We start from the raw sequence: 16,400 nt of genomic DNA, 5'->3' as shown, positions 1-16,400 counted from the left end.
ATCAGCTCATGTAGAGATCGATCATGCCGGTCCCGACAGGTATCGGGAGCCCCACGATGACGTTCTCCGTGACCCCTTTCAGGTCCTCGACCTCCCCCTTCACCGCGGCTTCGGCGAGTGTGGGAACGGTGATCTCGAACGCGGCCCTAGCCAAGACGCTGCTCTTCGTCCCTGCGATGCCGTGCCTGCCGATCTGTTGGATGTAGCCCTTCGACGTCATGAGGTCTGCCACCAGGAAGATGTGACGGACGTCCACTTCAAGTCCCTGCTCGTCAAGGGTGCTCATCAGCTCCCTGACCAGCGTGGCCCTGGCGGCCTCGATGCCCAACACCTGGGCCACCTCGTGGACGTTGTTCGTGTAGACCCTTGTCGGGTCGACCCCCTGCACCTGCACCACCTTCCCCAGATTGGACCCGGCGGTCTGGATGAACCATTCCTCCCCCTCCTTCACGACCGTGACGCGCGTGATCCCGGGGATCCCCTTCAGCTTCATGTTGAGTATCTTGTTCCTCAGTGTGAAGAGTGCCGAGAGGTCGGAGTCGGGCATGCTGACGTGGATGACGTTGGCGTTCCTCTTGTCCTGCTGGACCTTCCGCTTGCCGGTCTCGATCACCTTGGCGATTTCCTCAGGGTTGGTGTCCCTGTCGGCCATGAGGTCCGGGCCGAGATGGAGCTTGATCCCCTCTGTCGGGTCCACCTCGCTGAAGACCACCACGTTCCCGACCTTGGTGAAAAGTATCTCCTTCGCCACCTTGACCGCCTTCTCGTTCACCGCGGCGTACTCCTTGGTGAGATAGATGTCCATGGAAGGCGTGGCAGGGATCTTCCTCGCGTCCACCAGCTCCATGAGGCGCGGCAGCCCGAGCGTCACGTCCCTCTCCCTGACCCCTGCGAAGTGGAATGTCCTGAGGGTCATCTGCGTGCCAGGCTCGCCTATGGACTGCGCCGCGACTATCCCCGAGGCCTCTCCAGGTTCGACCCTTGAGTAGTCCATGGCTTCATCCACCTTCTCCATGGTCTCCTTCAGCCCCTCCTCGGTGAGGTGTGAGGCGCCAAGCTTCTCCCTGAGCTCCTTGACGAGCCTGTCGTTGAGGGAGCCCTGGTACTTCTTCAGGAGCTTCTCGATCTCGGCATCGTCGGCAGTCGCCTTCGACTTGTGCGAAAGCTCCTCGGTCTCCACCAGCCTGTCCAGGTTGATGGGGCGGCCGTGGTCGCTCTTCGCCGGGTCGACCCCGTCCTCCCCGTAGAGGAACTGGATGATGTGGCCGTGGGGGTCCCTGACTGTGAGGTCGTACTCTACCTTGAGGTGCTCAAGGGCGTTCACCAGCCTTCTCTGCATGTACCCGCTCTGCTGGGTCCTGACGGCCGTGTCGACCAGCCCTTCGCGGCCTCCCATTGCGTGGAAGAAGAACTCGGTCGGGGACAGGCCGTCCCTGTAGTTGCTCCTCACGAACCCCTTGGCCTCGGGGGCGGGGTCGTCCCAGGAGAAGTGGCTGAGGGCCCTCCCCTTCATGCCGTGGGTGATCCTCTTCCCTCTGACCGACTGCTGGCCCAGGGCTGCGGTCATCTGCCCTACGTTCAGGCTAGACCCCCTCGCCCCCGTCCTTGCCATGATCATCCCGGAGTTCTCAGCCGGGAAGGACCTGTCGGCAATCCTCCCCGCCCTGTCCCTCGCCTTTGCGAGCTCGTTGACTATGTATGCTTCGAGGGTGTCCTCTGCCGAGAGCCCCCTGGTGAGCTGGAGGCTGCCTGTCTTGTACTTCTTCTGCAGGTCGGCGACGCTGGCGTACGCTTCGTCCAGAGCGTCAGTGATCCCCTTCTTCGCGTCGGCTGGGAGCTCCAGCTCGTTGAAGCCGTATGTGAAACCCCTGCGCGTCAGGAAGTTCTTGAGGACCTTCAGTATGGAGTTGAGGAAGTTGCGCGCTTCCTCGTTGCCGTAGTCTTTGGCAATCCTGTGCAGGAGCGAGTCGGGCTCCTCGGCGCCTATCACGGCCTTGTCCACCACGCCTGACAGGAGCTCCCCGTTACGGATGACCACGTCGTTGGTGCTCCCTGTCCTCTGGGCCTTCGCCCACTTCGAAGTCAGGACGTAATTCATCCCCTTCGGAAGGAAGAGGGAGAAGAGCTGCTTCCCGGTGTACATCGGGTGGGCTCCCTTCACTGCAGGTTCGGGGAGGTCCCCTACGTAGTCGCCCACCAGTGCGAGGTTGGAGAACTCGGCCGGGGTGAGCTGCGCCTCGTCCCTCGTGAGCATGAAAGCCCCCGTGATGAAGTCTCTGATCCCGCCGATGATGGGGCCGCCGTACCTGGGAGAGAGAATCTGGTCCTGGACCCTCATCAGCATGAGCGCCTCTGACCTCGACTCCTCGCTCTGGGGGACGTGCAGGTTCATCTCGTCCCCGTCGAAGTCAGCGTTGTACGGGGGGCAGACCGAGGGGTGCAGCCTGAACGTCCTGAACGGGAGCACCCTGACGAAGTGAGCCATGACAGACATCCTGTGGAGCGACGGCTGCCTGTTGAACAGGACCACGTCCCCGTCCATCAGGTGCCTTTCGACGACGTACCCCGACGCAAGGGAGTCGGCGAGGGCCTTCCTGTCGCTGGCGAAGTCCAGCCTGATCTTTACCCCGTCCGGCCGGATGACGTAGTTGGCACCGGGGTGCTCGAATGGACCCTTGTTGACGAGCTCCTTCAGGTGCTCGATGTTGAAGGGAGAGACCTTCTCCGGGATGGTGAGCTTCTTTGCCACTTCAAAGGGGACGCCGACGTCGCCGATGTCGAGGCTGGGGTCCGGGCTGATGACCGTGCGGCTCGAGAAGTCGACCCTCTTCCCCGACAGCGACCCTCTGAACCTCCCCTCCTTCCCCTTCAGCCGCTGGCTGAGAGTCTTCAGGGGCCTTCCGGAGCGGTGGTGGGCCTGGGGGATCCCCGAGACCTCGTTGTCAAAGTAGGTGGTGACGTGGTAGTGGAGCAGGTCCACAAGGTCCTGGACGATCAGGTGGGGAGTACCGGACTCTTTCGATTCGCGGACCCTCTGGTTGACCCTGAGGATGTCCACCACCTTGTGGGTCAGATCGTCCTCGGACCTGATACCCGACTCGAGCGTGATGGAAGGCCTAACGGTGAGCGGCGGGACGGGGAGCACCTGGAGGACGAACCACTCCGGGCGCGCTGCCTTCGAGTTGAACCCAAGGAGCTCTAGGTCGTCGTTGTTCAACCTCTCCAGCCTCTCGCGGATGGCCACCGGGAGGAGGCGTGTCGCCCCCCCTTCCTCAGTTATCTCGTGGAATATGGTCGGTTTCGTGAACTCTATCTGGTACTGCTGCTTCCCGCAGTGGGGGCAGAGCTTGACCTTCTTCGCCTTCGTGGCGATCTCCTTCGCCACCCCCGCCACCAGCGAGGGGGTGAAGTCGGTCTGGCTCCCAAGCTTCGTCCTGTATGCGTCCAGCTCCTGCTGGGTGAGGAGGATCCGGCCGCACGACCTGCAGGTGGTCTGGACCAGCCTGTTGATCTCGTCTACGAAAGCGATGTGGAGGACAGGCTCGGCGAGCTCGACGTGTCCGAAGTGTCCCGGGCATCTGCCCGCCGTGCTGCCGCACGTCCCGCACTTCTGTCCTGGCTCGAGGGTCCCCAGCCTGCTGTCCATGAGCCCTCCCTGCACCGGCATGCCGTCCTCGTCGTAGGTCTCGGGCTGGGTGATCTCGGCGACGGAATACTTGCGGACCTCTGCCGGGGAGAAGACCGCGAAGTTGATCCCCCCGATCGTCTTGAGCGCCTGTTCCATTGACATGACTCTATACCTTGTCCTTCAGCTGGAGCCTCGGGGCTATGTTCAGGCTCATCATCTCCTGGAGCAGAAGCTTGAAGGCGTACGCCACCACGACCGTGGATATCTTCGCCTGGTCACCGTCTATCTTGCAGGTGTACTTCCTCTGCTTTGCGTCGTAATAGGCGATGAGGCCGCACTTCTCGCAGACGTAGATCTCGGTCTTGTCAGCCTCGTCGAGTAGCCTGTCCTTCAGCACCATCGACGCCCCGTAGGCGATGAGGCAGTCCCTCTCCATCTCCCCGAACCTGAGCCCGCCCCCGCGCGCCCTCCCTTCGGTGGGCTGCTTCGTGAGCATCTGCACCTGTCCCCTCGCTCTCGCGTGGATCTTGTCGGCCACCATGTGGTGGAGCTTCTGGTAGTAGACCACCCCGACGAAGACGTCGGCGGCGAACTTCTTCCCGGTCTTGCCGTCGTACATCACCTCCCTCCCTGTGGGCTCAAACCCCCTCCCCCTGAGCACCTTCTCCATCTCCTCGATGCTCTCCCCCGCGAAGGCGGAGCCATCTACCGGAGACCCCCTGAACGCGGCTGCCTTCCCGGCGATCGATTCGATGAACTGCCCGACGGTCATCCTGGACGGGAAGGCGTGCGGGTTGATTATCACGTCTGGGACGATCCCCTCGGCCGTATAGGGCATGTCCTCCTGGGGGACGACGAGGCCGATGACCCCCTTCTGGCCGTGCCTCGAGGCGAACTTGTCCCCGATCTCCGGGACCCTCATGTCCCTGACCCTGACCTTGAACATCTTCCCTCCTTCCACGTTCTCCGTCATGAAGATGGAGTCGACCACCCCCGCCTCCGAGGGCCTGACGGCCACCGAGGTGTCCCTTCTGTAGGGGCCCTTGATCTCGAACTCCTTGTACTCCTCCATGAACCTCGGAGGGCTGGTCCTCCCGATCACGACGTCGCCGCCGGCCACCTGGGACTCGTGAGCTACGACCCCGTCTCCTTCCAGAAGGCGATAGAACTTCTCCCCCCTGTAACCGCGGATGTTGGACTCGGCCGACGGGACCTCGAACGCGTCCCGCATACCGCCAAGGTACTGCTTCGCTTCTCCCTCGTAGAGGCGGTAGAAGAAAGAGCGCGCCATCCCTCTTTCGACGCTCGACCTGTTCATTATGATGGCGTCTTCTATGTTGTACCCTTCGAACGAAAGAACCGCCACGACGCAGTTGGTCCCCAGGGGCCGCTCGTCGATCTTCAACAGGTCGAGGGTCCTGGTCCGTACCACCGGTGCCTGAGGGCTGACAAGGAGGTGCTGCCTTACGTGGGGAGAGATGGGGTAGGTCGGAGAGCTGAACCCGAGGCTCTGCTTCGCCATCGCCGACTCGTAGGTGTTCCTGGGAGACTGGTTGTGCTCAGGGTACGGGATGATGGAAGCGGCGATCCCGAACATGGCCGCTGGGAAGAGCTCCATGTGGCTGTTCTTCGTGGTGACGTCCTCGGGTCCCATCGCCACGAGGCAGTTCTCCTCCTCGTTGGCGTCGATGAGCTCGAGGGTCCCCTGGTCGACCAGGTCCCTCCAGGAGAGCTGGCCTCCGCTGACCTTGCTGATCATCTCGGGGTTGAGGAGCGGCCTGCCGCTCTCGACCACCACCAGTGGCCTGAGGACCCGGCCTGAGCTGAGGCTGATGTATATCCTCGGGTACGCGTTGTCGTTTACCGGGGAGATGTAGAGGACGCTCGCGCTCGGGTTGATTTGCCCCTCTCTCCTCAGCTTCCTGAAGGCCTTGGCGAGGCGCTCGCCGTCGTCCACATAGCCGAGGAAGCGCCCGTCCATGAATATCCTGCACCCTTCTACCTGAAGCTTCTCGTCGGAGTCGCGGATCTGCTTCGCTCCCAGCTCCCAGAGCTTCCCCTCCACCTCCTGCGACGGGACGCTGACGGAGATGATCGCCGAGAGGGCGAGATTCTTGACGAGGCCGCAGTTGACCCCTTCCGGTGTCTCTGACGGGCAGATTCTCCCGAAGTGAGTCGCGTGGAGGTCTCTGGCCTCGAAGTTGGGCTGGCTCCTGCTCAGGGGCGACTGCACCCGCCTCAGGTGGCTCAGGGTGCTGAGGTAGTTGGTTCGGTCGAGGAGCTGGGTCACGCCCACCTTCCCTCTCCCCCAGTTCCCTGTGGCGATGGCGTTGTTCAGCTTGTCAGTGATGATGCCCGTCCTGATGGCCGCGCCTACGACGTTCCCTCCCCTCTTCTGCCCCGTTCTCTCCAGCTGGTACTTCATGTCCCGGACCAGGTTCCTGAACGCGGTCCGGAACAGGTCTGCCAGCATCTGGCCTGCGAACTTTATCACCTTGTTTCCGTAGTGGTCCTTGTCGTCGGCTTCGATCCACCCGAGCCTGAGCTCGAGGAGCTTGCACGCGGCTTCTCCCATGAACATCGACTTGTCGAAGCGCCTGTCCTCCGTCTTCCCGAGGTGTGGGAGGAGCCCCCAGTCGAGCGTGGAGAGCGCCCTCTTCACCCTGAACTCTTCGAGCATCCCGTGGGCGACCCTGTTCCCGATGTAGACCAGCGCGTCCTTCTCGGTGGGGGCCTCGCTCGCCTTGTCGAAGGAGACCTCCAGGAGGTCCTGGATCTCCTGTTTCGGCGAGACGGCGTTGGCGATGTCCCTGTCCGACTTTATCCCCAGGGCGCGCATGACTATGACGTAAGGGAGGTCCACCGGACAGCTCGGTATCTTCACGTTGATCCCCCCGTCCTGCTTTAGTGTCAGCTCGAGCTTGGACCTGTAACCTACCACCGACGAATATACCCTCGACTTGTAGGTGGTGGCCCCTGCGAGCTTCTCGGCGTCCACCAGGATCTTGTTGGGGGATAGGTCCTCCAGCCCAACGATCACCCTCTCGGCGCCGTGGATGATGAAATACCCTCCCGGGTCGTTGGGGTCTTCCCCAGACTCGATCAGCTGCTCTCTGGAGCGGTTCGAGAGCTGGCAGAGCTCTGACTTCACCATCACGGGGAGGTCGCCTATGTGCTGCCGGGTGGTGTCCCGCGGCAGCCCCTCCTCTTCGATGGTCATTTCGAGAAGTATGGGAGCAGAGTAGGTCAGGTTCCTGAGCCTTGACTCCATGGGTAGTATGCTGCTGACCGAGCCGTCGATCTCTACGACCCGGGGGGACCCGAGGGTCACCCTGCCGAACTTGATCTTGTACGGGGTGCTGACAGTCTCGACCTCGACCTCGCTTATCTCGTCCGCTATGTTCTGGAGCCCCCTGGTCACGAACTCGTTGTAGCTGTTGAGGTGCTGGCGGGCCACTCCTTCCCTCTGGAGGAGGTCGCTGAGTATCACCCAGGAGTTGGAGGACGCGAACGGTTTGCTCAAACTCTAGCCCTCCACCACGTACCTGTAATAGACCGCGGACCCCGCGGTCTCGCTGGTCCTTGTTATCCTGATGAAATCGCCTGGTTTCGCCCCTATCTCCTTGGCGATGGCGTCAGTCGCCTGGATGTACGGGAACTGGGAAGGAGACCCGTTGAACCTGGCCACCACCTGGGAAGCCTCGTCCTTGGTCAGCAACTCGTGCTTCGGGATGAGGAAGTGGGTGCTCACTTTGAACGCTGGGACCTCGTCTTCCACCTTCTTCCTCCGCACGGTTTTCTTGGCAGGGGGTGTCAAGCGCTTCTATCTCCTTTGATAATACAGACTAGTTGGCGCGAACAATACACGTAACAGGGCCCTCGGGCCCCGATTTTCGGCGCGTATTTGAATATTGCTAAGCTAAGGCGAGGGTGTCCTCGTCAGGGCCCATTTTTCTCGCCGTTTTCGTCTGTAGCAGACTGATTCCTGCTCCTTTTATCGGTCAGGGCCCAGACCCTGCTATGTCAGCTCCTGCGGGAGCTGTCCCGGGCGCCGCGTCGGCGAGATAGGCTGGCGGGTCCGGATGACCGGCGTTGGACGCTGACGGATTCTGCCTCGTAGACCGGGGTCCCCTCCTCTGGCCTCTGGACCGTCTTGCAGAACTCCTCGTACAGTTTCTTGGTCAGCTCTCCTGCTCCTCCGCTCCCGACCTTTACCCCGCTTATGGAGCCGACCGCCCTTATCTCCGATTTGGTTCCGACCAGGAACACCTCGTCCGCCGAGGTGAGCTCGTACGGGGTGACGTCCCTCTGGGCGACCTCGATGCCGAGGTCTGAGCAGAGCGAGATGATGCGGGCCCTGGTGATGCCGTGGAGTATCCCGGCCGCTGCCGAAGGGGTCGTTACGTCGCCGTCCTTGACCAGGAAGATGTTCGTGACGCTCGCCTCGGAGACGAACCCCCGGTGGTCGAGGAGGATGGCGTCGTCCGCTCCGGCGCTGTTCGCCTCCACCTTGGCGAGTATGCTGTTCATGTAGTTCAGGGACTTTATCTCGTGGGAGGTCGCGTCTACAGCGTCCCTCCTGTAGGAGGAGACCATCACGCTGACGACCCTGGGTTCCCTGGGCCCGAGCACGCTCTCCATCGGCTCGGCGATTATGAATATGGTGGGGTCCTTACAGAGCGCCGGGTTGACCCCCAGGTCCCCTACACCCCGGGTGATCACCAGCCTGATGTAGGCGTCCCTGAGCTGGTTCTTCCTCATCGTCTCGAGTACCGCTTCGGTCATCTCGCGCTTCGTGAGCGGTATCGTCAGGCGGATGACCTTCGCCGAGTCGTACAGCCTATCGATGTGGTCGACCAGCCTGAAGACGCTGCCGTTGTAGGCGCGTATCCCCTCGAAGATTCCGTCGCCGTAGAGGAGGCCGTGGTCGAATACTGAGACCGTCGCCTTCGACTTCTCGACGAAACTGCCGTCGAGGTAGACCAGGGACTCCTTGTGCATCGAAACCGGACCGACGGCGGAGCCATTAAAACGGTTGCGCCGATGCACAGAAGCGTGCATGCGCCACCCTTCCGGCGCTTCAGTGGTTCTTTCGGCCCCGACACGGGAGAAAGGACTAGTGCGCTGCGTCCGTGAGCCGCCCAAAGACGTACGGCAGCACTCCGCCTGACCGGAGATACTGCATCTCCGTAGCGTTGTCTACGCGGACGAGCGCCCTGAACTTCTTCTCTCCCTCCTTTCCCCTGGCGACGACTTCTACCCACTCCTTCGGTGACTCCATCTTCTCTATTCCTGCGACGTCGATGGACTCCTCCCCCGTGAGGCCGAGCTGCTTCACCCCTTCCCCTTCCTTGAACTGGAGGGGGACCACTCCCATCGCCACGAGGTTGCTCCTGTGTATCCTCTCGAAGCTTTCCGCTATGACAGCCTTCACCCCGAGCAGCCGGGGGGCCTTCGCCGCCCAGTCCCTCGAACTCCCCGCCCCGTACTGCTTCCCGGCGAGGATTACCAGTGGCACTTCCTCCTTGACATACTTCATAGCCGCGTCGTAGATGGTCATCACCGCGCCGTCGGGGAAGTGCTTGGTGTACCCGCCCTCTTTCCCCCCCGCAAGCAGGTTCCTGAGCCTGATGTTGCTGAACCCGCCCCTGACCAGTATCTCGTGGTTCCCCCGCCTGCTCCCATAGGTGGAGAAGTGGACGAAGTCGACGCCGTGCCCTTCGAGATACTCGCCGGCAGGGCTGTCGACGGCGATCGTCCCCGCAGGTGAAATGTGGTCGGTGGTTATCTTGTCCTCGAAGACTGCGAGCACCCTGGCGCGGCAGATGTCCTCCTTCGACGGGTCCGTCAGGGGGGGCCTGAACCAGGGAGGGTCCCTGATGTAGGTCGACGACGGCTCCCAGTGGTAGACGTCGTCAGCGTAGGAGGCGAGGCTCTGCCAGCGCTCGTCTCCCTTCATTGCGTCCGCGTAGCGCTTCTCGTAGAGCCCAGAGCGCAACGAAGCCTCGACGGTCTTCTTTACCTCTCCGAGAGAGGGCCAGAGGTCTTTTAGGAACACCGGCTTCCCGTCACTTCCTCTTCCAAGCGGCGTTGACGCGAAATCGAAGTCGATCCTCCCCGCGAGGCCGTACGCGACGACCAGCATGGGGGACATCAGGAAGGACCCCTTCGCCAGCGGATGGATCCTTCCGTCGAAGTTCCTGTTGCCCGAGAGGGCGGCGACCGCATAGACGTCCCTCTCCCTGATCTCCTTCTCGACCTCGGGGGCGAGCGGGCCGCTGTTCCCGATGCAGGTCTGGCACCCCAGGCCTGTGAGGTAGAAACCGAGGGCGTTGAGGTGGCGCAGAAGGTCCGAGCTCTGGAGGTAGTCGGTGACGACCGTGGAACCAGGGGACAGGCTGGGCTTGACCCAGGGCTTCAGGGCGAGGCCCGCCTCCACAGCCCTCTTGGCGATCAGGCCGGCGCCCACCATGACCGTCGGGTTCGACGTGTTGGTGCAGCTCGTGATCGCGGCTATCACCACAGCGCCATCGGGGAGCGCGCCTGGCGCTTCGTTCGCCTTGAGCACCAGCTGGCTCCGGCCCGCTCCCACCACCCCTCCGGACTCCGACGGACGCCGCTGGTCGAGGAGCGCCCTGGTGAACGAGGGTACTGAGACGAGCGAGCGCCTCTCTTCCGGGTTCCTGGGGCCGGATATCGACGGCTCAATCTTGTCCAGGTCGACGTGGATGACTTCGGAGTAGGTCGGATCGACGGCGCCCACGTAGAACCCATACTGCCTCGCGTACCTGGCGACAAGGTCGACGTGGGCCCTGGGTCTGGCCGTCCCCGAAAGATACCGGATCGTGGCCTCGTCCACCGGAAAGAACCCTGCGGTCGCGCCGTACTCAGGGGACATGTTCCCCATGGTGGCGCGGTCCGGGACAGAGAGCTGACCGTACCCCTCCCCGAAGTACTCCACGAAAGCCCCCACTACGTTCTTCTCTCGGAGCCGTTCTGTGACGGTGAGCACGAGGTCAGTGGGGGTCACCCCCTCCCTCAGAGTCCCGGTGAACTTCACCCCGTAGACCTTCGGGACCGGCATGTGGTAAGGCTCCCCCAACATCACCGCCTCGGCTTCTATCCCTCCTACCCCCCACCCCAGAACCCCCAGCCCGTTGACCATCGTAGTGTGTGAGTCGGTCCCGACCACCGTGTCAGGGAACACTTCTCCGTCCCTCTCCGTGACGACCTGTGACAGGTACTCGAGGTTGAGCTGATGGCAGATCCCCTTCCCCGGCGGGAAGACGCGCATCCCCTTGAAGGACGACTGGGCCCACTTCAGCAGGGCGTAGCGCTCCGAGTTCCGGTCGTAATCCCTCTCGAGGTTGATGGACAGGGCCAGGTCGTTCCCCCAGGCGTCCACCTGGATGGAGTGGTCTATGACGAGGTCGACCGGGATCTTCGAGTTGACGGCGCCGGGGTCCACCCCTGCCGCCTTCGCTGCGTCACGCATCGCCGCGAGGTCTACTATGAGAGGGACCCCGGTGTAGTCCTGAAGGAGGACCCTTCCAGGCATGAAAGGGGTCTCAGAGCCGACCGACTTCGGCCATTGCGCGAGCTGGTGAGCCGCATCCAAGGCTCCGTGGACCTTCCCGGAGTGGCGGACTGCGTTCTCCAGGAGCACCCGTATCGAATAGGGAATCCGGTCGACGTCGTATCCGAGGTCTTTCAGCTTCAGCACGTTGTATGCGGTCGCCCTCCCCCCAGCCGAATCGAACTTCTCTTTGACGCCTTCGAGGCTTTCGAGAGGCATGAAGATGTTCGATCACGCCTCCTCCCCGTATTTGAATGTAGGTCGGATGATGCCACGAGTGGAACCGCACAGAAGCGCGCCGAAGGGTTCAAATCTCAGACTCGGGCCGCCAGAGATGAAAGTGAACATCTCGCTTCTTTTCAGGATAACAGGGGCGGCTCTGGCAGTCCAAGTCGCTCTCGGGGGGCTGGTCTCCTTCGGGTTCCTTGATTCTTCCGCCCACATCGTGTGGGGGGTCGTCCTCGGGGTCCTCGCGATAGTCTCGCTCGTCTACGTGGCGAGGATGTCGCCACGTCCGAAGAGGCTCTTTGGGTTGACCATCGGCATCGGCGTAGACATCCTCCTCCAGGCGCTGATAGGGTTCGCCGTGCTGAGGACGTCGGGGGCCCTCAGCAGCGGCATAGCGTGGGTCCACCTCCTCAACGCCTTCGCGGTCTTCGCCATGGCGATCATGGGATCCGGGATGGCGATGGCAGCAGGAAGGATGGCCGCTCCTTCGCCTGCGACGACGGCCGGCTAGGACCCCTTAGGTTTCAAGGGGCTCTGCGGGCCAATGACTCTGATTGCGAAGTGAGCTACTCGAGCTCCAGGCCGGTCATCGGGGGGCCCGGAGAGGCGGCGTCCGTCGTCCTCTTCCCTCGGAGGACAGACGGGGCTATCGCCAGGGCGTTGATGACAGCGGACACCTGGAAGGCGTAGTCGAGCCCCTTCGCAAAGAGCGCCTTGTCCACGCCGGCTATCGCAGCCGGGTTAGGGGAGGAGATCACCGCGGTTATGGTAGAGTATGGGAGGACGGCGGTCATCACCAGGATGGCGACGTTGAAGCTCAGGACGTACCCCACGTTGAAGAACGTCGCCCTGACCCCGGAGGCCACCCCTCTGTCCGAAGGAGGGACCGACCCCATTATGGAGCTCATGTTCGGGGAGCTGAACATCCCGACCCCCATCCCGAAGACGACGAGGTAGAGCGCGAGCACCACGTAGGGGGTGCCGACGGTGGTGGTGGAGAGCAGCAGGAGGGAGGCGCTCATGACGGCCAGCCCTCCGGTGGTGAAAGGCAGGTGACCGTATTCGTCCGACAGCTTGCCGCTCAGCGGGCCGACAGCCAGGAAGGCGGCGTCGAAGGGGAGGATCGAAATCCCAGCTGCGAATGGAGACAGCCCCTTGACGAGCTGGAGATAGAGGCTCAGAAGGAGTATCACGGCCCCCCAGGCCAGGGAGTTGAGCATCTGGGCCACGACGCCCCCGGTGAACTCCTTGATCCTCAGGAGCTTGAGGTCCAGGAGAGGGTGGGGGACCCTCCGCTCCCTGTATACGAAGAGCACCAAGAAGACGGCGGAGGCTGAAGCCAACGCTGCGGTACCTCCGATGGGGAAGGTGCCATAGGCGGCGTAGGTCAGCGCCAGGAGGATCGAGATGGAGGCCGCAGTGAAGGCTAAGAGCCCAGGCCAGTCCATGGGGACCCCCTTCTCGGGCTTTGAAATCTCTTTCAGCCGCCTGTGCGCCCAGTAGGTACCGAAGATCCCAATCGGGATGTTGATGTAGAAGAGGGCGCGCCAGTCGAGGAAGAGCAGGATGAGCCCGCTTAGGGTCAGCCCGGCCATGGCGCCGACCCTGAAGGCCACCTGGTTGATCCCGAGAAAGAGCCCCAGCTCGTCGCTTGGGGTCGCGTCCGTGATTATCGCGGCGCTGTTGGCGAAAAGAGCGGCCGAACCGAGCCCCTGGAGGACCCGGAAGACTATGACATAGTCGGGGGAGACAGAGAGGCTGGTCAGCAGCGACCCGACAGTGAAGATGGTGAAGCCGGCGGTGTAGATCTTTACCCTCCCAATCATGTCGCTCACCCGCCCTATGAAGAGCAGGGCGACGGTGCTCCCGAAGATGTACGCCTGGGTGAACCAGATCGCCTGCTCGGCGTCGGCATGCAGCGCGGCTGCCACCTGCGGGATGCCTATCACGATTATCCGGGAGTCTATGCCGGACATGAGAACTCCTACGGTGGTGACGGTGAGTACCGTCCACTTGTACTGCGTGCTCCCAGCTCCTCCAGAAGACTTGGTCCGCCCCCAGATTGGAATGTAAAGTCTCGCCCGCGCAGACAACTTCAATTACGAGAAAGGCCACGCACGAGAAAGTTGCCCGAAAAAGCGCCCAACGGGCTTGCCGGCGAGAAGAGCCCCTACCTCCTCGAGCACGCGTACAACCCGGTGAAGTGGCTCCCCTGGGGGAAGGAGGCGCTCGCGAGAGCCAAGAACGACGGGAAGCCGATCTTCCTGAGCATCGGATATTCGACGTGCCACTGGTGTCACCAGCTCGCCAGGGAGTCGTTCGAGGACCAGAAGACGGCAGCGTACATCAACAAGAACTTCATACCGATCAAGGTCGACAGGGAGGAGCGTCCGGAGGTGGACGCATACTACATGACGGCCGTGCAGGCGATGACGGGCGGGGGCGGGTGGCCCCTGAGCGTCTTCCTGACGCCCGACCTCAAGCCGTTCTACGGAGGGACGTACTTCCCTCCGGAGCCGCGCTTCGGCATGCCGAGCTTCATGCAGGTCCTCGAGTTCGTCGCCACCCTCTGGAAGGAGAAGAGGGACGAGGTGGCAGCCAACACGGAGCAGGTGGCGAAGGCGGTGGCGGAGGCCAGCTCAGGGGCGCCGGGGGAGCTTGGAGGGTCTGCGCTCGATGACGGGTACAACTCCCTCATCTCGGCCTTCGACCAGGCCCACGGCGGGTTCAGCACGGCCCCGAAGTTCCCTCTTCCCGTCTCGCTCGCCTTCCTCCTGAGGTACCACTACAGGACTGGGAAGGGGATGGCCCTTTCGGCGGTGACGAAGACGCTGGACGAGATGATGGCCGGGGGGATAAGAGACCACGTGGGCGGGGGGTTCCATCGGTACTCGACCGACAGGGTCTGGCTGGTCCCCCACTTCGAGAAGATGCTCTACGACAACGCCCTCCTGGCGAAGCTCTACGCCGAAGCGTATCAGCTGACGGGAAAACCGGAGTACGCAGACGTCGTCAGGGAGACCCTCGGCTGGATCACGGGGGAGATGAAGGGGGAAGGAGGAGGGTTCTACTCCGCGCAGGACGCAGACACGGCTGAAGGAGAAGGAGCCTACTACTCCTGGACCCCGGAAGAGGTGAAGGAATGCTTGGGCGTTGCCGATGGCGAGACGTTCTGCGCGCTCTACGGGGTGACCCGGACGGGCAATTTCGGCGGGAGGTCTCTCCTCCACCTGGGGCCGGGAAAGGCGATGGGCGTGGGAGAAAGAGAGGCGGTCGCCCGGCTCAGGCCACAGCTCTACCGCGCGAGGCTCAAGAGGTCCCGGCCCGCCACCGACACGAAGGTCCTGACTTCGTGGAACGGGCTCGCCATCTCGGCTCTCGCCTTCGGCAGCAGGGCGCTCGGCGAGCCTTCCTATGCGGTCGAGGCGGCCGATGCCGCCAGCTTCGTCCTCGAGAGGATGACGAGCGGGGGAGAGCTTCTCAGGCGCTTCGCCGGCGGGGAGGCGGCGCTCCCCGGGACCATCGAAGACTACGCCTACTTCGTCCAGGGGCTGCTGGACCTATTCGAGGCGACCGGAGCCCCGGCCTGGCTTGCGGAAGCGAGGAGGCTGGCAGAGTCGATGGCACGGTTCGAAGACGTCGAGGGCGGAGGGTTCTACATGACCACCGACGGGGTCCCTGCACCCCTGAAGCTGAGCTACGACGGCCCGGTCCCGTCAGGCAACTCGGTGGCGGCGCTCGACCTCGTCAGGCTCTCCGAAATCACTGGGAGGGCCGACTACAGGGCCCAGGCTGAGCGGACCCTGAAGACGTTCGGGAAGGACGTCGCCGGGAGCCCGGCTAGCCACACCGGCATGCTAGCCGCGCTCGACCTCCTCCTGAACGGGACCAGGGAGGTGGTCGTGACGGCATACGACGAGAAAGGGGCCGAGGCGATGATGTCAGGCATATACAGGGCCTTCATCCCTGACAAGGCCGTGGTCCTGGCCACCGGGAAGACGTTCGGGGCCCTCTCAGGTCTCACCTCCCTGCTGCAAGGGCGGGAACCATCCAAGAAGCCCAGAGCGTACGTCTGCAAGAACTTCTCATGCGACCTCCCCGCAGACTCGGCGGAAGATCTCGCATCCCAGCTCTCGGCTAGGTAGAGTTTTATCGCCCCTCCGGGGGCCGGTGATTGATGGCTGGCGCCTGGGAGGTCAGGGGGCTCTTCGGGAACGAATATGCGATGGAGCAGGCGATAGAGGAGTTGAAGAAGCACCAGGGGTTCGAATGGGCGGTCTTGGACAGGAGGAACCTATCGGTCAGGTTCGCCAGACGCGACAAGGAAAGCGAGGAGATAGTGAAGAGGACCCTAGAAATGCACCACGGCTACGTCGAACACCAGGGGCCTCTGGGCGAGTACGACAGTCTGCGGCGCAAAGAGAAGCAGAAGAAGCTGGAGAAGGAAGCAGAGAAGAAAAGGCGCGCTGCCAAGAAGTAGCGGGTCAGCTATAGCCCGGGTACGCCGCAGGATAGTCTCCTATCAGGGCGAGGTTCAGCGCTAGGACGTTGACATATGGGGAGCCCCCTATCCAGATGGTCCACTGCACGTGTGATGTCACTATCGCGACGAGGCTCGCCTCGGGAATCCCCGTGGCGTTGTGTATCCGGGGGACCTGAGAGAGCGCATAGGACAGCGGGATATCGGGGTCGACCCCCGAAGCAGAGGCGTTCATCGGGTTGGACTCGTTCCTCCCTTGGAAGAAGACAGGGATGGTGAAGTTGTTGTCGACGAGGTATGACCCGACGCTCCTCCCATTCAGGGTCGCCTGACTCCCGTTCGCCTGGTAGGGGAAGGCCCCCTGTGCAATCCCGGTGACGACCAGGGGGAAGACGAGCCCGCAGACCAGCATTGAGAGCACGGCCAGGACCACTATCGGCCTGTAGGTCCCAGACCGGGGCCGCTTCGGCTCCACCTCGGTCGTCATC

10 protein-coding genes are annotated in these 16,400 nt (G+C 62.8%); 3 read left to right on the top strand and 7 right to left on the bottom strand.

What is annotated here, in order from left to right; translation table 11 throughout:
- Window position 1: 1 nt before the first annotated feature.
- From JRN21_03080 to acnA, 5 genes are all read right to left on the bottom strand, one after another.
- Entirely contained in the window at window positions 2-3,790 is a 3,789-nt protein-coding gene (locus JRN21_03080; GenBank protein ID MDG6988289.1) for a DNA-directed RNA polymerase subunit A', read from the bottom strand.
- A gap of 4 nt (window positions 3,791-3,794) precedes the next feature.
- Window positions 3,795-7,151: a DNA-directed RNA polymerase subunit B gene (locus JRN21_03075; GenBank protein MDG6988288.1), complete on the bottom strand. Its 3,357-nt coding sequence runs from the start codon at window positions 7,149-7,151 to the stop codon at window positions 3,795-3,797.
- Between the two features lie 3 nt (window positions 7,152-7,154).
- Window positions 7,155-7,406, bottom strand: a complete 252-nt coding sequence (locus JRN21_03070) for a DNA-directed RNA polymerase subunit H (GenBank protein ID MDG6988287.1) — start codon at window positions 7,404-7,406, stop codon at window positions 7,155-7,157.
- 245 nt (window positions 7,407-7,651) lie between these two features.
- Complete coding sequence (gene ilvE, locus JRN21_03065) at window positions 7,652-8,629, bottom strand: branched-chain-amino-acid transaminase (protein ID MDG6988286.1); 978 nt, start codon at window positions 8,627-8,629, stop codon at window positions 7,652-7,654.
- Window positions 8,630-8,744: 115 nt separating this feature from the next.
- The gene (gene acnA / locus JRN21_03060) at window positions 8,745-11,423 is read right to left on the bottom strand and encodes an aconitate hydratase AcnA (GenBank protein MDG6988285.1); all 2,679 of its coding nucleotides are present in this window, start codon (window positions 11,421-11,423) and stop codon (window positions 8,745-8,747) included.
- A gap of 115 nt (window positions 11,424-11,538) precedes the next feature.
- On the opposite strand from acnA, the gene JRN21_03055 reads away from it, so the two are divergent.
- Window positions 11,539-11,943, top strand: coding sequence for a hypothetical protein (locus JRN21_03055; protein ID MDG6988284.1), 405 nt, complete (start codon window positions 11,539-11,541; stop codon window positions 11,941-11,943).
- Between the two features lie 55 nt (window positions 11,944-11,998).
- Here the strand turns inward: JRN21_03055 and JRN21_03050 are convergent, their stop codons facing one another.
- Window positions 11,999-13,531, bottom strand: a complete 1,533-nt coding sequence (locus JRN21_03050) for an MFS transporter (protein MDG6988283.1) — start codon at window positions 13,529-13,531, stop codon at window positions 11,999-12,001.
- A 27-nt stretch (window positions 13,532-13,558) separates the two neighbouring features.
- Here JRN21_03050 and JRN21_03045 point away from each other — a divergent pair, with 27 nt between their 5' ends.
- Together JRN21_03045 and JRN21_03040 are read left to right on the top strand one after the other, a co-directional pair.
- Complete coding sequence (locus tag JRN21_03045; GenBank protein ID MDG6988282.1) at window positions 13,559-15,577, top strand: thioredoxin domain-containing protein; 2,019 nt, start codon at window positions 13,559-13,561, stop codon at window positions 15,575-15,577.
- Window positions 15,578-15,609: 32 nt separating this feature from the next.
- Window positions 15,610-15,912 (top strand): hypothetical protein, encoded by a 303-nt coding sequence (locus JRN21_03040; GenBank protein ID MDG6988281.1) that lies wholly within the window; start codon window positions 15,610-15,612, stop codon window positions 15,910-15,912.
- Between the two features lie 4 nt (window positions 15,913-15,916).
- Here the strand turns inward: JRN21_03040 and JRN21_03035 are convergent, their stop codons facing one another.
- Window positions 15,917-16,399: a potassium-transporting ATPase subunit C gene (locus JRN21_03035; GenBank protein ID MDG6988280.1), complete on the bottom strand. Its 483-nt coding sequence runs from the start codon at window positions 16,397-16,399 to the stop codon at window positions 15,917-15,919.
- Window position 16,400 lies beyond the last annotated feature (1 nt).

Source organism: Nitrososphaerota archaeon, from assembly GCA_029785825.1.
Lineage (GTDB): Archaea > Thermoproteota > Nitrososphaeria > Nitrososphaerales > Gagatemarchaeaceae > UBA183.
This window is presented reverse-complemented; position numbering and strand designations above follow the sequence as displayed.